General features: G+C 29.1%; 23 protein-coding genes, 1 pseudogene and 1 riboswitch. Of the genes and pseudogenes, 2 read left to right on the top strand and 22 right to left on the bottom strand.

Features of this window, described 5'->3' with window-relative positions:
* Positions 1 to 43 precede the first annotated feature (43 nt).
* The 16 genes and pseudogenes from BLS77_RS00895 to BLS77_RS00840 form a co-directional block, all read right to left on the bottom strand.
* Positions 44 to 1,060 carry a sensor histidine kinase gene (locus BLS77_RS00895; RefSeq protein WP_089964918.1) on the bottom strand — a complete coding sequence of 339 codons (1,017 nt, stop codon included), beginning with the start codon at positions 1,058 to 1,060 and terminating at the stop codon, positions 44 to 46.
* The gene (locus BLS77_RS00890) at positions 1,057 to 1,725 is read right to left on the bottom strand and encodes a response regulator transcription factor (RefSeq protein ID WP_089964917.1); all 669 of its coding nucleotides are present in this window, start codon (positions 1,723 to 1,725) and stop codon (positions 1,057 to 1,059) included. The genes BLS77_RS00895 and BLS77_RS00890 overlap by 4 nt, the downstream gene beginning before the upstream one ends.
* 302 nt (positions 1,726 to 2,027) lie before the next feature.
* The gene (locus BLS77_RS00885; RefSeq protein ID WP_242873900.1) at positions 2,028 to 2,363 is read right to left on the bottom strand and encodes an IS3 family transposase; all 336 of its coding nucleotides are present in this window, start codon (positions 2,361 to 2,363) and stop codon (positions 2,028 to 2,030) included.
* A 25-nt stretch (positions 2,364 to 2,388) separates the two neighbouring features.
* Positions 2,389 to 2,577 (bottom strand): hypothetical protein, encoded by a 189-nt coding sequence (locus tag BLS77_RS19630; protein WP_175490722.1) that lies wholly within the window; start codon positions 2,575 to 2,577, stop codon positions 2,389 to 2,391.
* Between the two features lie 184 nt (positions 2,578 to 2,761).
* A complete protein-coding gene (locus BLS77_RS00880) occupies positions 2,762 to 3,589 on the bottom strand; it encodes a CPBP family intramembrane glutamic endopeptidase (RefSeq protein ID WP_089964915.1) in 828 nt (275 codons plus the stop codon).
* A 56-nt stretch (positions 3,590 to 3,645) separates the two neighbouring features.
* Complete coding sequence (locus BLS77_RS00875) at positions 3,646 to 4,161, bottom strand: GNAT family N-acetyltransferase (RefSeq protein WP_089964913.1); 516 nt, start codon at positions 4,159 to 4,161, stop codon at positions 3,646 to 3,648.
* A gap of 40 nt (positions 4,162 to 4,201) precedes the next feature.
* Positions 4,202 to 4,570 (bottom strand): SdpI family protein, encoded by a 369-nt coding sequence (locus tag BLS77_RS00870; RefSeq protein WP_089964911.1) that lies wholly within the window; start codon positions 4,568 to 4,570, stop codon positions 4,202 to 4,204.
* A 165-nt stretch (positions 4,571 to 4,735) separates the two neighbouring features.
* Positions 4,736 to 5,164, bottom strand: a complete 429-nt coding sequence (locus BLS77_RS00865; protein WP_089964910.1) for an N-acetyltransferase — start codon at positions 5,162 to 5,164, stop codon at positions 4,736 to 4,738.
* A gap of 166 nt (positions 5,165 to 5,330) precedes the next feature.
* Positions 5,331 to 5,486, bottom strand: coding sequence for a glycine zipper domain-containing protein (locus BLS77_RS19625; RefSeq protein ID WP_167866517.1), 156 nt, complete (start codon positions 5,484 to 5,486; stop codon positions 5,331 to 5,333).
* Positions 5,487 to 5,619: 133 nt separating this feature from the next.
* A pseudogene (locus BLS77_RS20695) lies at positions 5,620 to 5,742 on the bottom strand (IS1595 family transposase); the annotation flags it as partial.
* Positions 5,743 to 5,758: 16 nt separating this feature from the next.
* Positions 5,759 to 6,142, bottom strand: a complete 384-nt coding sequence (locus tag BLS77_RS00860) for a GNAT family N-acetyltransferase (RefSeq protein ID WP_242873899.1) — start codon at positions 6,140 to 6,142, stop codon at positions 5,759 to 5,761.
* Between the two features lie 169 nt (positions 6,143 to 6,311).
* Positions 6,312 to 6,434, bottom strand: coding sequence for a hypothetical protein (locus tag BLS77_RS20475; protein ID WP_278336631.1), 123 nt, complete (start codon positions 6,432 to 6,434; stop codon positions 6,312 to 6,314).
* Positions 6,435 to 6,589: 155 nt separating this feature from the next.
* Positions 6,590 to 7,126: an Rpn family recombination-promoting nuclease/putative transposase gene (locus tag BLS77_RS00855; protein WP_185169356.1), complete on the bottom strand. Its 537-nt coding sequence runs from the start codon at positions 7,124 to 7,126 to the stop codon at positions 6,590 to 6,592.
* A gap of 257 nt (positions 7,127 to 7,383) precedes the next feature.
* Positions 7,384 to 8,562 carry a glycoside hydrolase family 113 gene (locus tag BLS77_RS00850; protein ID WP_242873898.1) on the bottom strand — a complete coding sequence of 393 codons (1,179 nt, stop codon included), beginning with the start codon at positions 8,560 to 8,562 and terminating at the stop codon, positions 7,384 to 7,386.
* Positions 8,563 to 8,773: 211 nt separating this feature from the next.
* On the bottom strand, positions 8,774 to 9,139 hold the full coding sequence (locus BLS77_RS00845; RefSeq protein ID WP_089966463.1) for an SdpI family protein: 366 nt from the start codon (positions 9,137 to 9,139) through the stop codon (positions 8,774 to 8,776).
* Positions 9,140 to 9,428: 289 nt separating this feature from the next.
* Positions 9,429 to 12,095, bottom strand: coding sequence for a cation-translocating P-type ATPase (locus BLS77_RS00840; RefSeq protein ID WP_089964909.1), 2,667 nt, complete (start codon positions 12,093 to 12,095; stop codon positions 9,429 to 9,431).
* A 334-nt stretch (positions 12,096 to 12,429) separates the two neighbouring features.
* Positions 12,430 to 12,597: riboswitch (NiCo riboswitch) on the bottom strand.
* Between the two features lie 170 nt (positions 12,598 to 12,767).
* Between BLS77_RS00840 and BLS77_RS00835 the strand changes: the two genes are divergently transcribed.
* A complete protein-coding gene (locus BLS77_RS00835; RefSeq protein WP_139164798.1) occupies positions 12,768 to 13,121 on the top strand; it encodes a hypothetical protein in 354 nt (117 codons plus the stop codon).
* Between the two features lie 263 nt (positions 13,122 to 13,384).
* Entirely contained in the window at positions 13,385 to 15,427 is a 2,043-nt protein-coding gene (locus BLS77_RS00830) for a methyl-accepting chemotaxis protein (RefSeq protein WP_089964907.1), read from the top strand.
* A gap of 62 nt (positions 15,428 to 15,489) precedes the next feature.
* Here the strand turns inward: BLS77_RS00830 and BLS77_RS00825 are convergent, their stop codons facing one another.
* The 6 genes from BLS77_RS00825 to BLS77_RS00800 all read right to left on the bottom strand — a co-directional run bounded on the left by BLS77_RS00825 (position 15,490) and on the right by BLS77_RS00800 (position 21,135).
* A complete protein-coding gene (locus BLS77_RS00825; protein WP_089964905.1) occupies positions 15,490 to 16,392 on the bottom strand; it encodes a glycine betaine ABC transporter substrate-binding protein in 903 nt (300 codons plus the stop codon).
* A gap of 98 nt (positions 16,393 to 16,490) precedes the next feature.
* The gene (locus BLS77_RS00820) at positions 16,491 to 17,333 is read right to left on the bottom strand and encodes an ABC transporter permease (RefSeq protein WP_089964903.1); all 843 of its coding nucleotides are present in this window, start codon (positions 17,331 to 17,333) and stop codon (positions 16,491 to 16,493) included.
* Positions 17,302 to 18,519, bottom strand: a complete 1,218-nt coding sequence (locus BLS77_RS00815) for a quaternary amine ABC transporter ATP-binding protein (RefSeq protein WP_089964902.1) — start codon at positions 18,517 to 18,519, stop codon at positions 17,302 to 17,304. The genes BLS77_RS00820 and BLS77_RS00815 overlap by 32 nt, the downstream gene beginning before the upstream one ends.
* An 815-nt stretch (positions 18,520 to 19,334) precedes the next feature.
* Positions 19,335 to 19,616 (bottom strand): toxin-antitoxin system YwqK family antitoxin, encoded by a 282-nt coding sequence (locus BLS77_RS00810; protein ID WP_089964901.1) that lies wholly within the window; start codon positions 19,614 to 19,616, stop codon positions 19,335 to 19,337.
* Positions 19,617 to 19,929: 313 nt separating this feature from the next.
* A complete protein-coding gene (locus tag BLS77_RS00805) occupies positions 19,930 to 20,355 on the bottom strand; it encodes a GNAT family N-acetyltransferase (protein WP_089964900.1) in 426 nt (141 codons plus the stop codon).
* A 306-nt stretch (positions 20,356 to 20,661) separates the two neighbouring features.
* Complete coding sequence (locus tag BLS77_RS00800; RefSeq protein ID WP_089964899.1) at positions 20,662 to 21,135, bottom strand: GNAT family N-acetyltransferase; 474 nt, start codon at positions 21,133 to 21,135, stop codon at positions 20,662 to 20,664.
* Positions 21,136 to 21,138: the final 3 nt, after the last annotated feature.

Here is a 21,138-nt window from a genome sequence, read left to right as displayed (position 1 = left end):
GTCACTATAGTAATCATATTCTTTACAGCAAAAAAGAGCCTTATCAGCCCCCTACTCTGCAAAAACTTCCCTTAGGAAAAGTGATTATTACTTTGGTATATATGTTTTTATGAGATTCTATAGCTATTCCTATCCCTAATTTATCACATAATTTTTTACATAGATATAATCCTATTCCTGTAGATTTCTGATTTAACCTACCATTATTACCTGTAAATCCTTTTTCAAACACACGATTTATCTCACTATCATCTATTCCTATACCATTGTCCTCAATAATAAGTTGAATACCATTTTTAATATCTAAAGTATATATTCTAACCTCTGGATTATCCTTAATTCTATATTTTATAGAATTAATAACTACCTGATTAACTATAAACTCTACCCATTTGCTATCAGAATAAATATTCTTATCTAATTCATATAACTCTATATTTATATTATTAGAAATAAATAACTGCTTATTTTTTATAATAACCTCATTAACACATTGCTCCAAAGAAATCTCTTTTATTAAGTAGTCTTTTTCAACCTCTTCACTTCTAGCATAAAATAGTGTTTGTTCAACAAAACCATCTATTTTTCCAAGCTCCCCTAATACTACTCTTGATACATCTGATTTATTATTTTCCTCTATTATCTTAATGGCAGCAATTGGAGTTTTAACTTCATGAATCCACTGCTCAATATATTCTTTATAATCTTTACGTTGATTCTTCACTCTAGTTATTTCTTCTATCATAGATTTACTAGCTTTTTTCATCATTATATAATATGGAACTGAATCAATATACCTCGGATAATCTATAACTCCACAAATAAGATATTTCTTATCTAGCTTATCTATACTTTCTTCAAGCTCCTTGAAATATAATTTCCTCTGTCTATATTCATAAATAAAAAATAATACAACTACAGTAATCCAAGTTATTAAAACAGTTACTATAGCATCAAATGTATTTCCTACACTAAAAAGAAATATGATTAAAGTAATTAACCCTATAATATTTACTAAAATATCACTACGTTTTCCTTTTAAATATTCACCTAACCTCATACTATATAACCCTGTCCTCTTTTAGTTTTTATAAAATCTTTTACGCCAATTTCTTCACACTTATTCTTTACTCTTGTCATATTTACAGTTAAAGTATTATCATTTACAAATAATGAACTATCCCATAAATACTCCATAATATCTACGCGTGAAACTATTTTCCCTTTATTAATCAATAAATACCTAAGTATTTTCGCTTCATTTTTAGTAAGTTCTATTTCATTATTTTCATATTTTATTTTACTTGTTAACATATTTAGACTAATTCCATTATGCTCTATAACATCCATTGATGTTACATTTGGATATGCTCTTTTCAAAAGTGAATTTATTCTTGCCAAAAGAATTTGAGTATTATATGGTTTAGTAATAAAATCATCCCCACCTAAGGTTATACTCATTAATTCATCAATATTTGTACTTCTACTTGTAACAAATATAATAGGCACCTTAGAAAAACTACGTATTTCAGTACATATACTAAACCCATCAACTTCTGGCAAATTAATATCTAATAATATTAAATCAGGATTTTTATCCTTAACCACTTTAGGTATTTCATTAAATTTATTACTCTTTATAACACTATATCCATTATGCACTAAAATATTAGCTATTTCATTTTGTAATTGATTATTATCTTCCACTATCATTATATTAAACATCAACTATCTCCTCTCTATATCTAGTGTAATTGCTTGTACCCCAATCTATTTCTCTTCTTTAACCACATTAAATTTATCTTTAATTATCTTATTCAGTCCAAGCATTGCATTTTTCTAAAGTATCTATTGATTCATTTAAATATGCTTGTTAATGAATTTACTACATCTCTAATTCCCTTGTTTTAATAATTTCAATATTTACTTTATTTTAGCATATTATATACAATAGTGGAAATTACCAATATATATAGCCTATTCATTTGAACTGCCCCCTGTCAAGTAGACAGGGTAAATAATAAAAATTACGCTGTTAAAGTATGACTTCGATATTCTATTGGAGTCATACTTTTTAACTTTTTCTGTAATCTTTGTGTGTTATAAAAATCTATATATTCGTCAATGGCTTGTTCAAGTTCCTCATACGTATCAAATTTTCTTAGATAATACATTTCAACTTTAAGTATCCCCCAAAAACCTTCCATAGGTCCATTATCAATGCAGCTGCTAACTCTAGACATGCTCTGTGTTGCTTCTATTTTATCTAATTTACTTTTGAACGTTCTATTTGTATATTGATAACCACGATCACTATGAAAAATAGGTTTTGCAGTTGGGTTCGTAGCGATAGCTTTATCCAATGTATCGAATACCAATGGATTATTGTTAGGGTGACTTAATATATAAGAAACAATACCGGTATCTGTCAAGTGAGTTGACAGATACCGATTCCTCAACCGAGAAGCTAGAAACTTGTAGTTGATAAGCTATTTGCCGTACACTTATTTTTCCTGATAAATACTCTTTAACAACCTCTATCTTAATTTCTGACAATATTTTAGTTTTTCTTTCCATAATAAAATGCTCCCTCTATATAAACAGTTTTTATTATTTCAACTGTCTACTATAAAGGGAGCATATCAATTCTAGGTGCTTTCTCGTGATGTTTTTATGCTCATCACACTAGCTGCAATAAATTATTATATATCATCTTCGCATATTCCAGTCATCTCTAAATGAATAATCGCTCAATAATTTATTAAATCTTACTATTGAAACCTATTTTTTTAATATCCATTAATACCAAAACTAAAATGAGTATTAATATTACAAAAAGTTGTGCATCTGATAAATATATACTTAATTGCGAGTCACTCACTTTAATATCAAACAGTAAAAAATTATTAGAAACACCTGATATTAATTGAAAGAAATCTACAGCAAAATGTAACCCTATAGATAGATATAATGATCCCGTTATTACATAGACATACCCAAATAGAATTACCATAGCAAACACGGATAATAAAGCACTAAAATCATGATAATACTGGGTATGACACATTGTAAATATTAAAGAACTTATTATAAGAGCAAAGATTTTCCCCTTAAATTGCATTAACTGATTTAAAATAATCCCTCTACATAATATTTCTTCAGAAAAACTAGCAAAAATACTCATTACCAAAGCGCTAATAATGCCTATAGTAACATTATATACAGGGCAAAAGGTAGAACCTATGCCTTTAAATTTTACAATTTTCATTACAATCAAAATTAAGGCCCAAGAGAAATACATTAGTGTTCCTACTCCAATACCTATAAAAAGTAATTTAAAACTATTTTGTTTAAATGCTAATCCAATAAAATCAAAGCTAAATCTACCATTATTATATTTTTTAATAACAAAATACTGACATACCAAAATGCAACTCGCTAAGCCCATAGTACTTATTACATTATTTTCAAACAATTTAATTCCAAATTTTCTACTTACAAATGTTATTCCAAGCCATACAAGTCCAGCTAGAACAATAGCAAGAAAAGATACCGTTGCAATTTTCAAATGTACATTAATACTTTTCATATTCTATAACCTCTATTACTGTTTTATTTAAAATAGTTATTATTTTCAAATTCTAGTTATACATGACACGCGCTTTTGTTGATTGAATAAACGTGTACCTTTTCATCCCCATAATTTGCCTCACGAATATACTTCATTCCAATTTTCCTCAATACGCATATTGATTGTAAGTTTTCTTGCTCAACTGTAGCAATTAATTTTTCAAGTTTTAAATATTTAAAAGCATAATTAATACAAGCAATAGCCCCTTCTGTCACGTATCCTTTATTCCAATATTTCTGTCCTATCATGAATGCCAAGCAATCTTCCTGGGTACCATCAATTTCTTGATTTAATATCCCTATTTGTCCTAAAAAAGTATCTGTATCCCTTTCATACACCGCCCAATAGTCATAACCATATTTTTCATAAGATTCAATAGCTATGTCTAACCATTTTTGTGTACCTATCATATTTATAGTACCTGAACAATACTTCATTACAATTGGGTCACTTAAAAGAAGAAATAAATTATCAATATCTGCTTGTGTAAATTGTCTAAAAACTAACCTATTGGTCTTAATTATATCCATATTAAGCCCCCCTATTAATTGATTTATTTACTGGAAAATCTTAAAATTTCCTTTTTCCATCTTTATCAAATGTTTTTTTTAAAGCTATTTCCGTAAAAGGAATAACTAATAGTAATATACCAATTTGAATAGAGGTAATTGTATTTACAATGCTTTCAAAAACACTTGAATTTTTAAAAATATTTAATACAATAATGAATAAAATTGCATTACCGCCCCCGCTTAACAACCAAACTTTTCCAGCGTACCTGTGTGCAAAACTCCATGTGTCATTATTTTTAGATGACATTTTTGTTCTATATCCAAAAGTTGAATTTATTTCTTTTGGTGGATTTTTTATAAATATTAGTCCAAATCCAATCATTGTAAACGACATAATAAGCGTATAAATTAAAGCGAATATTAACATAATATATCCCTCCTATTCTATAACTCCTCTTCATTAATCTATTCTATTAATTATCTATTATTATATCCCACTTAGGACAACTATAAAATAATCTAATCTAGAATTAAATATTTTATAAAATTATATTAAAACTTTTAGGTATTATTAGCAAATTCTGAAAACAAATTATTTCTTATCAAAAGACATAGTGTATTCTAGCTCTTTTGTATCATCATGAATACGTTCTTCCTGAACTATAAAATCATTCTTATGATAAAAATCCACTGCCTTTTTATTTTTCATAAAGACATCTAATATAAGGCATGGATACTCTAATTTACAATATTTTATCAATTTTTCCCCTATACCTTCTCTTTGATATTCTTTTTTCACAAAAAGCCCAGCTATATAATTTTGTTCTACAACGCCTATAAATCCTTTTATAATGTTACTTTCCTCATATATATAAATCTCAGCTGATGGTAATATTTCTTTAACCATATCAAAATTTTCAGTCCAGTATTCTTTCGGTATAAAATTGTGAGCATCTATGTTAGTCTCAAGCCAGATGCCCATTACTTCCTCTAATTTACTTAAATCAAATTTTTTAATCATACTATTCTCCTTACATTTTTTATATTAAAAGTAGGAGTAGAATCTGCTCATCAAGTTCACCTCTTTCTATTATTTTTATATCATACCTATACCTCATTATCAAATTTTCAAATAATATTACCCATTAATAATATATTAAAAATAAAATCTAAGAAACAAGTTTAATTTATTGTTTCTTTTTATTATCTAAAGCAAGACCAATTGCAACGCCTAAACACAATCCTATCGCTAACTGATCAAATATTACGCCAAACGTAAGACCTACTCCTGTACAAATGGGGAAATAATAGTCGTTTTTGTTTTTATCCTTATTTTCACCCATATAATTCACCTCCATAAATTTATATATTAATTCAATAAAAAATTCATTATCTTATTGATACAATTGCTTATTAGTTTATATTATACCTAATTTATAGAATATAATTCCAGTAAAAATGTGAATTAAATAAAACTTATACATATATCTCTTGTCTTGTCTTAAAATCTTTAATCATAGTATAGTTATACTGTATATTACTTTGTACTATAAATTTTTTAGTTTTTATAGTATCTTTTTCTGTGATAAATGTATTTATCAATCTAATTTACTTTTTAGAATTTATTTAGGAGATATAATGTAAATCTGACAAGGATTCCATTCATCCCAAAGTATAGGAAAACATTCAAGTTCTTTAAATCCAAGATTCTTATAGAAGGCAATTGTTCTATCATACTCCTCATAACAGCCTTCTTCACTGTTTTAACTTGCATATATAAATAACCTTGATCTTTAGAATACTCATAACAAGTTTTAAATAAATCATTACCTATTTTATTTCTATGAAACTCCTTCAATACACCCATAACATAAAGTTCAACAGTAAATGGGCTTGTTTCTTTTAATGTAATAAATCCTCTTACTTGTTTATCTTCTATATCAGCCCATAAAGGCATTTCTTTGCTACATTTAACATATTCCTCTATAATCTCAGTCAATCCAAACCAATCTGGTAGCTTAGATAATATTCCTCTTACTATTAATTCCTTTTGATATTTATCTTAAATAGTTAATATCACACTTATCACTCCTTACAAATTACTATTTATTAAACAATATTATTATTAGCCTTATTAATTGCTTCTACCTCCTCTTCATTAGCTAATTTTATTGCATGGATCCCTGCCCATAATAATGTAATCTACCTTTAGAACTTTCTAGATAAGAAACTTCCATACTTAATAACATTGGTACTACTATAAACAACGACTTAATTAATGAATCTAACATATCATTCTCCCCTTAAAACGTAATTGTTTAGATTTGTAAATTTTAACCTTCGCAAACTCAGGTATGACAAACACCACGTCACGTTGGAAATATTCATTCAAAAAGACCTAGAAGTTAATTACTTCTAAGCCCATATGGAAAATTTTTTTATATTATTATTCATTAATAACTTCTTCTACTAACTCAACGCTTATCTCTAATATTTCTGTAATAGATTTTGTATCCATTCCTTTTGCAAGCATGTTTCTTATTCCTAATTTAGACTTATTCATTTCTCCAGTTCTTTCAGCGCTATTAAGAGCACTTACTTTGTCCTTTAGTATTTTTGACCTCATTTCATAAATTTCTCTTTCTTTTTCATCATTGCTCATTCTTATTAATTCATCTTTTGCACTTCTTATTTCTTCAATATCCATCTCTAAATGTCTAACTTTTTCACTTTCAGGATTTTTTAAAAATTCTGTCCATGCAACTAACAGATCTTTTTCACCACTATTTTCTTCAAGTTTTGGTACTTCAATAAAATTCATTTCAATAATATCTGTTAACTCTTCATGCGTTTCCATTTCTTTCAATCTATATCCTGTATGAAATTTTGTAGTTTTTAGATATTTAAAATTCAAAATATTTATACATACAGTTCTTTTTATTTTTAAATAATCTTCACCTTCACCTAGCTGTTCTTCATACATCTTACTTAATAGTATCTAATAATCCTCTACTTATACTATAACCTCTTATTAATTTTTTATTATATGCTTTAATTATATACTAGATATGTATATATAAATATTCTAAAACATTTTTAACAATAAATTCCAATCATCTTCTTAATAATACGGTATTTGTGATAAGCAGCATAATTTAGTTGTTTTTCATTGCTTTCTTACCTTTTCTTCTATAATTCCATGACCATATTCCCAAAGTAAATAGCCAACTAACGCTCCTTCTAATTAGCGTCAAACCAACTCTTCATAACTTCTACAGTTTTTTCACTTGGATAATACATTTTATCCCCATCCTTGTTTCCAACTGCAAAATATGAAAATCCTAAAAACCATTGCTCTTCTTCATACACTTGCTTATACGCTTTAAAACAATTAGCTTGTTCTTGCCCACTTATGTCTTTTGAAAGGTATGGATTCCATGGTTCTACTGATGCTTTAGTTGTTCTTGGAAACCCTAATTCTCCAAAGAAAATTGGCTTGTTCCACTTATCATAGAAGTTTTCAACTTGTTGCTTAATTTCTTGCTCCCTAAGATATCTTTGAGAAGAAGTTAAAGCCTTAACTAAGTTTTCCACGGTATTTAGATCATTATCAGTTAACTCAAAATATGATGCAATTGATATAAAGTCCACCTTTGAAAATATTTTATTATTTAACTTGTTTTCATACTTTTTATTAAGTTCATCAACTTGTTTTTTAGTTACTTCATCTTTCCAATTAGCAGTTGTCCAAAAGCTAGTCCTATAAGTAACTAATCCCTTGTAATACTGTCTTGCAAAGTCAATCATATTACAAAATTCATCTTCCATATTCTCTAATTTATTAAACCCTGCAGCAATATTCAATGCATCTACTCTATATGGAATTGCTATTTCATCTATTATAGGTTTTAAAACCTTATTCTCCCAGTTAGAAAAAAATTGCTCCTTATTAGTAGGATTAAACTCTGTTTCATACTTACTCCCATTTGCAATCCAAGGATATGGCTCTAATATAACATTTATTTTCTTTCCCTTAATTTTATCTAAAAGTAATTTTGCTCTTTGAAGACTATTATCATAAATACTTACATTGCTTGAATCTAGATCATCTATGTTTATAACAATTGGTAGGTTAATTGTGTTTAACTCTAAAGTCTCAATGTCTTTTAAAGTTTGTTCAACAGTATAATCAGTTGAAAGGTTTGCGCATTTTATTTTTTCACTAAATTTACTATTTAGTGTTTTCCCCTCTCTTTTATTTAGAAAATCATTAATTCTCCCCCTACTTGTGTAGTTAATTGCATAAAAGTAGTAACCAATCCCCATAAGTACAATAACTATCCCTATAATTGTTCCTACAATTATTCTAGTCCTTAGCTCCTCTGGTGTGTCTTTATTCCATTGACTCTTATTACTCATAATTCTCTCCCTCATTAACCTTATGTTAAATTTTCAAGTGTTTCGCCGTGCTTAATTATCAAGTATCTTTACAAATAATTCTTTATAAACTTCTAGCTAAATCCCTATTTAGCGACCGCCTTCTTAATCTAGGTACTTCACATATCTTTGCAATATTAAAAACTAACTCTCAATTTAATATTATTATTAATTATAACATATTTTGTAAATATCACATTATTAAATTCTTTACTGGAAAACCTTGAATTTTCCTTTTTCCATCTTTATTAAATGTTTTTTTTAAAGCTATTTCCGTAAAAGGAATAACTAATAGTAATATAGCAATTTGAATAGAGGTAATTGTATTTACAATGCTTTCAAAAACACCTGAATCTTTAAAAATATTTAATACAATAATGAATAAAATTGCATTAACGCCCCCACTTAACAACCAGACTTTTCCCGCATACTTGTGTGCAAAACTCCATGTATCCTTATTTTTAGATGACATTTTCGTTCTATATCCCAAAGTTGAATTTATTTCTTTTGGTGGATTTTTTATAAATATCAATCCAAATCCAATCATTGTAAATGACATAATCAAGGTATAAATTAAAGCGAATATTAAATATATATAAACATCCTTAAAAATAATTTTATTGCTAGTAATCCAGTTAGTAAATTCTGAAAATAGAGTTTCCAGAATAAGGACCTCCAAGATTTTTAAACTTATACGCGAGAAAAAGACTGCTTCAGAAGGTCGTGTACTGATGCCTTATGTACCTTCATACTACTTTTAACGATAGCACGTTTCGTGCTATCGTTAAACCTCTATTTCTCTATATAGAATACTCCCCCTGTAATTATCTTGTTTTTAACTCTTACATTTATTTTTGAGTTTGTATATTCTTAACTAGTTTTACAATTTCATACCACATAACAGCAACTATTGATGTTCCTATTACTGTTAATAGTTGTTTTATACTTAATGGTGATAAGTATAAAAACTTTGAAAGTGGTGTGTATACTATTACAAGTAAACCTGCTATTGTTGCTGTATTTGCTGCCCACATAACTTTATCTTTTATCATATTTTTGAAAGTTTTATATGCATATTCAGTATTTGAACTATTTACTTGAACTAGTAAAACATTTGAAATCATAATAATGGCAAGTCCCATTGTTCTTGCAACACTTGCACTATCTGGATTATTTTTTAGATATAAATAGTAAGTTCCAAATGATGCTGCAAATAATACCAAACCTTGAATTAAGCTTTTTGTTAATGTTTTAGCTGTTAATATACTTTCTTTTGGATTACGTGGCTTCCTGTTCATAATATCTTTTTCAGCTAATTGCCTTTCAAGAATAATTGAACATGTAGGATCTATTACAAGCTCTAAAAGCACAACATGTACTGGTAATAGTAATAATGAAGATGCCCCTATTCCAAGGAAGGGAGCAAGTAATGAGGCAAATGCTATTGGAATATGAATTACAAATACATATCCTACTGCTTTTCTTATATTGTCATAAATTCTTCTTCCATCTTCAACTGTATGCACTATAGTACTAAAATTATCATCTAAAAGTATTAAATCAGCAGCTTCTCTTGAAACTTCTGAACCTCTTTTCCCCATAGCTATTCCAATATCTGCATATTTTAATGCTGGAGCATCATTTACCCCATCACCTGTCATTGCAACAATTTCTCCATTTTCTTTAAACGCCTTTACTATACGCATTTTATGCTCTGGTACAACTCTTGAGAAAATACTAACATCTTTAACTTTTTCTCTAAGCTCTTCATCACTCATTTTATTTAAATCATCACCGGTAATAATGTGATCACCATGTGGTATTCCAACCTTTTTAGCTATTGCACTTGCTGTTATACCATTATCCCCAGTTATCATAACTACTCTTACACCAGCTTTTATGCAAGCTTTTATATCTTCCTTAATTGAATCTCGAGCGGGATCTTCAAGTCCTATTAACCCAAGAAACTGAAGTTTACATTCTTCTAAAGTGCTTGGAACATTTTCTTCATTATCTACTTTCATTTCTCCAACTGCAATAACTCTAAGTCCTCTAGAAGACATTTCATATATGCTTTTTTCTACAAATTCACGTTCTCCACTAGTTAAATCAGAAATTTCTAAAATTTTCTCTGGAGATCCTTTTGAAGCAATAACAATACCCTCTTCTCTTCTCCAAACATGTCCCATCATTTTACTTTCATTAGTAAAAGAATACTCAGAAATAAGTTCTCCACCAAATAAATGATCTTTGCAAATATTATTTTCTTTGCAATGATTCACCATAGCTTTTTCCATAGGGTCATAAGCCTCAGTTTCACAAGCCATTCCCATAATTTCTAATAGTCTTTTATTATCTTTTGATTTTTCCAAAGACTTTAATATTTGTAAGCCATTATTATTATCTATATTATTTTTGCTATCATTATTTGTTTTTGTAGACTGGGAATATTCTAATTTATTTTTGTTATTTATTTCCTCTAAATCTTTTTTAGCAAATGCTAAAGTTTCAGTTACAGTCATTTTATTCATTGTAATAGTTCCTGTTTTATCTACACAAAGAACAGATATTGCCCCTAATGTTTCAACAGATGGAAGTTTACGAACAAGTGATTTTTTCTTAGCAAGCCTCCATGCTCCCATTGAAAGAAATACTGTTAAAATAACAGGAAATTCTTCTGGTATCATTGCCATTGCAAGTGTTATTCCTGAAAGAATACTTTCTATAATTCTATCTTTAAAAATATGGTCAGATAGATTTAAATAAGTTATTCCACTAACTAAAGCAAAAAGTACTGCTGCAATACCAGCGCAAATTTTAACAAGCTTACCTGTTTGCTTTTGAAGTGGTGTTTGCTCATTTGGAGCCCCTACAATGTTTACACCTATTTTACCATATTCAGTTTCTGATCCAATTTTATCAACTAAAATTATTCCGCTACCTTGAGTAACTAAAGTTCCCGCATAGCAATAGTTCTTTTTCCAATAATCCTGATTTTCACCCTCTTGTGTATCCTCTAAAACTTTCCAAACCTCTAAAGCTTCACCAGTAAGAGAAGATTCATCTACACAAAGGTCATTTAACTTAACAACTGTACCATCAGCTGGAATTTTTACACCTTCATTAATTATCATTAAATCACCAGGTACTAAATCTTCACTATTAATTATATTCTCTACTCCATTTCTAATTACATTAACCTGTGGAGCTGATAGATTTTTCAGAGATTTTAAGGTTTTATCAGTTTTCCATTCTTGAATAACATCAATGCTAATTATTCCAATAACAAATACTAGCATTATTGCTCCATCTTTAGGTTCACCAAGTATAAAGTAAATTATTGCTGCTACTAATAATAGTAAAAACATGGGTTCCTCTAATACCTCTAAGATTTTGTGAAAAAAGCATTCCTTTTTCTCAGCAACTAATTGGTTTTTTCCAAACATTTCTTGTAATTTAATTGCCTCTTCATTTGTAAGACCTTTCAATTCATTAACTTTTTTTTGTTCTGTCATAAAAAGTTACCTCCATTTTAATTTTTGACTTTTAGCAAAAATTTATTATTTTGATAGCTCTATGGCAATGCATTTTTTTCTTTGTTTCAGTTAATTATCTTAAATAGTCACCTCTAAATAACAAGTTGGTATTCTTATATTTTTTAAGATGCTCAAAAGAACTTTAATATCCTGTAGCTATAATATCCCAATAATTAAAAAGTTTGTAACAACTTTTTTAAGTTGTTACAAATATAGTTTATATTCAATATATACCCAAAAACATCTAGTTTCTTCTGCATTTTTAAGATAACTTAATGTTCTAGGGCAAATAAAAAATACCCGTAGAACATTTTACTGTCCCACAGGTATTGTAATAATCCTGTTGCCTATTGGCCCGGCTCCTTGAATTAACTTAATGATTTAAAATAACTTTTGTAGCATAATCTAAATAATAGTTTACCTACATATAACATTATTTTATTAACCCATATTAATTCTTGGCCTGATCAGTTTGTACTGTAGATTTATATGCAGCGCAAAGAGATTTCTATATAATTATATTCTATTTTCCCCAGCTTGTTCTACTATTTTAAAAAATATATTTTATAAGTCCCTGATAATTACCAGAATAAGGACCTCAGAGAAAATTATGAACAAAAAATTTATTATGCCAAAAAAATAGACAAGCCTATGAGATATTTGAAATATGTTATCCTTCTTTTAACTCTATATTTTACATGGAAAACCGCAACTATATTTGCACTTGCAGTCGGATTGTTTTTCACAGTGATAGTTGCAAGTAAAATTACTGGAATTTCTAAATTTTTACCCGAGAAAATAACTGCAGAGTCTAAAATTAATATTGACGATATTAAGGGCTATATGACTATAAAAGAAGTATCCATTGGAACTAAAATTGAATTAAATGAATTATATAAAGAATTAGATATACCTAATTCTGTTCCAGAAGATACTAAGTTAAAGGATGTAAAAAACTTTGTAGATGGATTTGAAGTAGAAATTGCAAAGGAAAAGTTAAAATAATAATTAATATTGCTTTTTCTATTTCTTTAAACTTTTCGAGTGCCTTATATATATTCTTTATATCTATATCTAATAATCCAAACATACTACAACTCCTGTAATAATTTATCATTCAGTTTTTCTAACTCTGGAAGATATAATGTTAACTTATATGATTTTTTATGTGATGAAATCAGAATTTTCTAATATTTACTAGTTAATATATTATTTTTAAACTCGATAATAATAATATAAATAAAACAAAAGATTAGGGGTGTTGTAAATTGTTTAAAAAAATTAATAAAAGTATTACATTAAAGCTATTATCTATTCTTACTATTGTAACTGTATTAGTCTTTGTCGTTACTGGAATTGTAATTAACTCTTACAATAAGAATGTTTTAATTGAAAATATTAATACATCTTTAACTGATAATGCAACCATTATATCTAAAGATGTTAATAGTTTCTTTGAACAAGGCGGAACATTAGTTACACAAATGGCTACTAATGATTCCATTAGTACTCTAGCAAATGAAGTTAAGTCAAAGGCTGATGTCAAAACAAATCCAAACTATGCTACTGTTCTTAAAAGCTTGCAAAATATAAAAGCAACTGATAAAAATGCTTCAGCTGTTTATGTAGCATTAGAAAAATCAAGTTACCTATTTGTAGATGATGGAAAAGATAGTCCTGCTACATGGGATATTACTAAGAGACAATGGTACTTAGATACATTAAAAGTTGGCGGGTTATATTATTCTCCACCTTATGTAGATGAATTAACAAAAAAAATGGTTATCACTATGGCATATCCTATTTTAGATACAGATGGAAAATCTGTAGGGGCTGTAGGTGTAGACTACTTAATTGACAAATTACCTGAGATCATGAATAAATATAAAGTTGGAGAAAGTGGATATACATTCCTTTTAGATACCACTGGAACATTTATGTATCATAAAGATGAAAATAAAGTTTTAAAAGAAAAATTTACTGAATATGCAGGTGATGCAGGTGAAGTAGGTAAAAAAATGGTTCAAGGAGAAAATGGTGTTGGTACTTATATTCTAGATGATGAAGAAAGATATGCAGCCTATGCTCCTATTAAAGCTAACAATTGGTCTGTTGGTACAGTTATTTTAAAATCAGAAGTAGAGAAACCACTTGTGAAATTTAATACTATTTTAGCAGCTACTTATATAATTGGTTTGTTATTTTTAATTGCAGCGATATATTTTGTTACTAAAAAAATATTAAAAGATATTCCTAAATTATTAGGTGCTATTAGAAGGGTTGCTCAAGGAGATTTAACATTTAAAGTAGAAGTTAAATCTGAGGATGAAATAGGACAAATTGCTGAAGCAATAAATGATATGAGTCTAAATTTAAATACTATAGTTGAAAAAATTTCATTAAACAGTGAAAATGTTAGTGCAAGTGGCGAAGAACTAGCAGCTGTAATATCAGAAATTAATAGACAAATAAATACTATTAATGGTGGAACTCAAGAGATAGCAGCCGCTATGGAAGAAACTAGCGCTTCTGCTCAAGAAATGACTTCCTTCAGTGATTTAATAACAAGTGCTATAACTAAGCTTAATTTGAAAGCTGCTGATGGTAATAATTCTGCTATTGAAATTAAGAGTAGAGCATTAAATATGAAATCAGAATCAGAAGATTCAAAGAAAGTCGCATTAGATATGTATCGTGAAAAAGAAACTGCTATTTTAAAATCTATTGAAGAAGGTAAAATAGTAGAAGAAATAAATAGTATGGCAGAAATTATAGGACAGATTGCAGCTCAAACAAATCTGCTTTCCTTAAATGCAGCTATAGAAGCTGCAAGAGCTGGCGAACACGGCAGAGGCTTTGCAGTTGTTGCAGACGAAGTTGCTAAATTAGCTTCTCAATCAACTGCAACTGTAACTAATATTCAAAAAATAGTTGGACAAGTTAAAAATGCCTTCGGAAATATGTCACAGGACGCAACTGGAATATTAGAGTTTATCGATAAGAAAGTTACTTTAGATTATGACCAAATGATAAAGAGATCTGAACTTTATTTAGAAGATGCAAATAACGTATCAGGATTAATAAATGATTTTTCAACAAATATTGGAGATGTAACAGGTTCTGTAGAACAATTAATAAAATCACTAGAATCAGTTTCAGCCGTAGTTGAAGAAGTAGCATCAGGTGCTTCAGAAATTGCGATTACTGTAAATGATACAAAGATCAGCGCTGACGAAGTTTCTCAAGTTGCTGATGCACAAGCAGAATTAGCTACAACACTAAACAGTATAGTAAGTGAATTTATAATCTAATACGAAGGGGCTGTTGCAAAACTAATTTATTTAGTTTTGCAACAGCCCCTTCACTTAATAATCTATTTAACTAAATCTTCTATAGAATTAATATCCATATAAGAAGGAACAACTAAACCTATTTTAGCTCCCTCTAGGTTTGGTCCTAGATCTTCAACTTTACCTTCATAGTCTGATATATATTTTGCATGAGTTCCTGGTAGCCAAGCTGCAACAATAGCATCTACATCTCCGCTAGCTACTGCGGCCCACATAGGTCCTGCATCTACTTGTGTAAGTGTAACCTTATATCCCATATCTTCTAATGCTAATCCAATTATATTAGTAGATGCAATTTCTGTATCCCAAGCAACATACGCAAGTTTGATTTCTTCACCATCTACTTTTTTTGCGCCTTCTGTCCATTTGCTTACTTTATCTGTATTGTCAGTGATCCATTGTCTTGCAACTTCCTTTACATTTTCACCTTCGTTAACTTTAAGCATAACAGCTTCCATATCATCAGCCGTCCATAAAAATTGGTCTAAAATTTTATGAGCATTAGGCATATCTTCTTTTAATCCGTTACGTGCAATGGTATTTATATGTTCATTACCACCAAAAGATCCCTTAGGGTCATCTAAATATTTCAAATCATATTTACTAAACATCCAATGAGGTGACCACCCAGTAATTATAATTGGTTCCTTATTTTTAATTGCATCTGCAAGTGCTTGTGTCATAGCACCTCCTGAGCTAGTTTGTACAGTATAATCTAACTTATAGTCTTTAACTGCTTTTTCAGCAGCTTGCACTACACCAGCCCCAGCATCTATACCTGTGATTTTATACTTTACTTTTTCACCATAAGTTGCATCAGCACCTTTTTTTTCTTCACTACTTTTACTATTACTGCAACCTACAAAAGTTAATGCTACTATACTAATTGCTACTACACTGATTATTTTCCAATTTTTTTTAATCATAAATTTATTCCTCCTTATATATCTATTTATTTAGATACTTTGAAAAAACAATAACCAATTTGCTAGTCTATTATTTTTTCAATCGCCTTATTAAAATCTTAAAAATCTTTTTTTGTATTTATTGATTGAGTAATACGATCTAATATCATAGCTAATATAACAATAGCCAATCCTGAAGCAAATCCTTGTCCGGCTTCATTTCTTGTAACTGCTCTAAAAACTTCAACTCCTAAGCCTTCTGCCCCAATCATAGAAGCTATAACAACCATAGATAGTGATAACATAATTGTTTGGTTAACACCTGCCATAATTGTATTTTTTGCTAGTGGAAGTTGAACCTTGAATAGTTTTTGAGTTGGAGTTGATCCAAAGGCATTTGCAGCCTCAATTAGTTCTGTAGAAACTCCACGAATACCAAGATTAGTTAACCTTACAACTGGAGGCATTGCAAATATAACAGATGCAATAATTCCAGGTACCATTCCTATCCCAAAGAAAGAAACTGCGGGTATCAAATAGACAAAGGCCGGCATAGTCTGCATAAAATCTAATATAGGTGTTACTATACTTTGCACCGTCTTGTTTTTTGACATCCAAATCCCAAGAGGAACTCCTATTAAAATTGATATTGAACTAGCTGTTAAAATCAATGAAAGAGTAAGCATTGTCGCTTTCCAATATCCAAGATTTTCTATTAACAGTAGTCCTACTAATGAAAATATGGGTAACCCCAATTTTTTCTTATTTATGAATATAGTTAATAGTACGATAATTATAATGAAAAGTATTGGAGGTATAGATATCAATGCGTCACTTAACCCAGTTACAATCCCGTCAAGTAAATTCTTAATTGGTTCAAAAAACCACTGTGCATTCTCTCTTAACCATTCTACAATCATATCAGCCCATTTAGCTATTGGTATCATTGGTATTTCTAACATCTACATTCACCTCATTTCCTGCAAGAGCTGCTAATACTGCACCTCTAACAACAATTCCTTTTAATATTTTATCTTCAACAACAGCTACTGGTACAGGTGAATCATGTATTACCTCAAATAAATCATTTAATGATAAATCTGGAGCAACCACGGGAACATCTGTAATCATAGCATCATAAATATTTTTATTTCCAGTCTTTATTGCGTCTACCGCTGCATCTGCAGTTACAACGCCTAAAAACTCTTTATTTTTATTAATAACATAAATACTTGAAATTCCAGCTTGCTTCATACGTTGCAGTGCAACCCTTGGACCATGCTTTTCTATATCGATGGTTTCTGGACGTTTCATAACATTTTGTGCTGAAAAAACTTTAGACCTATCTACATCTTCAACGAACTTTCTAACATATTCATCCGCAGGATTTGTCATGATTTCCTCTGGAGTTCCAACCTGTACAATTAATCCATCTTTCATAATTGCAATTCTATCTCCAATTTTAAGTGCTTCATCTAAGTCATGTGTAATAAATATAATTGTTTTATGCATAGATGATTGTAAATCTATAAGCTCATCCTGCATTTCTTTACGAATTAATGGATCCAGTGCTGAAAACGCTTCATCCATCAATAAAATATCCGGATCATTAGCTAGAGCCCTTGCAAGCCCTACTCTTTGCTTCATTCCACCTGATAATTGACTAGGATATTGTTCTTCATATCCTGCAAGCCCTACCAATTTTAATGATTCAATGGATTTTTCTTTAATTTCTTTTTTATCCATTCCTTGTATTTCTAATCCGAATCCTGCATTTTCCCAAACAGTCCTATGAGGAAACAATCCAAATCCTTGAAAAACCATGCTTACTTTTTTTCTTCTAGTTTCTCTTAATTTATTTTTATCCATTTTTGCTAAATCGTCACCATCTACTAATACACTACCTGCATTTGGCTCGATCAGGCGATTTATTAATCTTACAAGAGTGGACTTTCCACTTCCTGACAATCCCATAATTACAAAAATCTCTCCAGAATGTACTTCAAAGGATGCTTGATTCACCCCTATAGTCATGCCTGTCTCTTTTAAAATTTCCTCTTTCGTTTTTCCTTCTTGTAAAAGCTTCAAACCTTGTTTAGGGTTCTTACCAAAAATTTTTGTTAACCCTTTAACCTCAATCTTTAACATTAATCCACCTCTTTAATCTACGTATTAATTATAATTTTATATCTTAAATAAATATCTCATCCTTATATTGTGCTAAACTTTGCAAAAAAATTCAATTTTTCATTAAAGTCCTAAAATAAAATATTTTATGATTCTTTAGTTCAATAAAAGTATTACTATAATCATTTTGTAATACCTATTGACTACTTACTAATATTACTAGAACATACACCAAGACTATATTTTAAACTATAATTACTTGGCTCAGTGTTAAGTTGTTATTCATTCCTAGGTTGATTTACTCTTTCAACTATACACTGACAACTTGTATTTGTCAAAAGGTTGTCATATTTTTTAAGAATAATAATAAAAAAGAGAATATCTATTTTAATGGTTTTAATACCATTAAAATGAATATTCTCAATCTTATTAATTAGTAGCATCCTAATCTTATTCTTCTTTATAGTCATTATATTTATCAACTGCTTTTAATATTTTATATAACGAATCACATAAGAATTCAAAAATAATTATTGCTGCTACAGGTCTAGAAAGTATTCCTATAAATAATAAAGCAACTGATATATAATCTCCAACAAGTAATGATACAGTGAAACTTTGTCCTAAAAATATTAATATATACCCAATTAAATAAACTAATCCGCCTGTTGATTACTTTCTAATTAGAGCATCTCCAAATAAATAACAGCCCAGTATTCTTGATTTTTTTATAGCTCCTAAGATTTACTCTTTATAATTATAGTACAACTATAATTCCCTCTCCTCCTTGCAAGCTCAAGCAGGCAATTGCCCCTGGATGTTGAAAACATTGAGTACTATTTTGCTTTAATTAGTTTCCCAGCCATGAATTCCTCATTATATTCCTCTTGATTCTCTTTATTAAATCTTATCCATCTACCGTGTTTTTTGCTATTTTGAAAATTTCCTATTTGCCATAGTTGTCCAGATTCCCTATAGAATATCCATTTACCTTCCATTTGATTGTTTTCAAAAGGGCCTTCTGCTTTTATTTTCCCATTCTTATAATAGTATGTAAGTTTATTTTCATCATATGTATAAACGTCTTTACCATTTGCGTACTTCTTTTTTTCTAACATCTATATTCTCCTTATCTCACAAATTTAATGTTTCCACGCTCTAAACTTTTTGCATTTATATTACTTTTTAATTTTATAGTATACTATTACAAATTATTTATTACATATTTTATAAATATCACATTTAATTATCTAATTCGCACTTCCTACATGCTCTCCTTGAATTGCAACAAAAAAATACCGCAAATTCACCTCTAAATAATGTGATATTTCAATCTGTTATCTATTTGTGTTCATTAATACTACAAAAAGACCAAATAACTTTTAGGCAAAAATTTATTTTAACATCTAAACAATTTAATCATTTAGTGACTTACTTATTTTCCTTCAATTGTTTTACAAAATAATGACGTTTACTAGTTAGTGGATAGTCTTCTAATGTAAAAACTTCTTTGTAGCCTAACTTCACATAAAAATCCTTGGCCTGAAAACTAAAAGTATCAAGAAATGAGTATTTACAGCCTCTTTTTATAGCTTCTACTTCAACATCCTTTAACAACTTTGAACCTATTTTCTGGCCTCTTAATTTCTCATCAACCCATAAAAATGATACCTCTAGCCAATTACCATGAGTTTCTGCTGAAATTCCGCCTATTTTATTGTCATTTTCATCATTAACAAAAATAGCGATTGGCTTAACTTCTCTTAATTCTATATAATCAAGATTATATTTTATCAAATTGTTTAGAATTACGCTAATATATTCCTCTTTGGGATTATCAGTCATTATATATTTCATAAACCCTCCACCTTAACAACTATATTTTGTATTTATTTAATATATTAAATTTGAGAATTGGATTCTTTAGTAACCCTAATTAACTTTTAATATTTTTTCGATAATTTTAGAGGTAATTTTATCAATACTTAAACTGCCGTCTATAATAAAATCTGAACTTGGTTTAACTCATTTATCACAGTTGTTTTTCCCCACCTGATACAGAAGCAACTGCACTTACTATAGGTCTTTTCATTCTTAACCTCCCGCAAAACTTCAAATAACTTTTCGTTCGCCTTTCCGAATTATTATTTATAATTATTGATTCTACAAAACCAGTTTTGCTACTAATTCACCATTTTCAATCTTACCTGTTTCCACAAACCCACAAGATGCGTAAAGTGTCTTTGCTACCACATTCTCTGGTTCATAAGAAATGAAAACTACTGAAGATTTTCCATACGGTAATGTCCTAATAAGTTTAAGTGCCCCTACCATAGCTTCCTTACCATAACCTTTGCCCTGATATCCTTTGTCAATCATTAATCTCCACACCCAATAAGCATTTTCATCATCAGCAGTCTCTTCTGCTTCATTATATGATAACATTATAAAACCTACCATGATATCATTGGCATAAATGGCATAAGGCATAGGAATGCACTCATTATTCGTTAAAGCAACATACGCCTCTGCAAGACTGGATATATTACTTCCAACATAACTTTTTTGTTCTTCTTTTGGTTCTAATTTAATACATTCATCCAAATTATCATCTGTGATTTTTCGTAATTCCATCATAAT

It is taken from the genome of Clostridium gasigenes, from assembly GCF_900104115.1.
Lineage (GTDB): Bacteria > Bacillota > Clostridia > Clostridiales > Clostridiaceae > Clostridium > Clostridium gasigenes.
The sequence above is the reverse complement of the archived record's forward strand: the minus strand, read 5'-3'. Positions and strand labels throughout refer to the sequence as shown.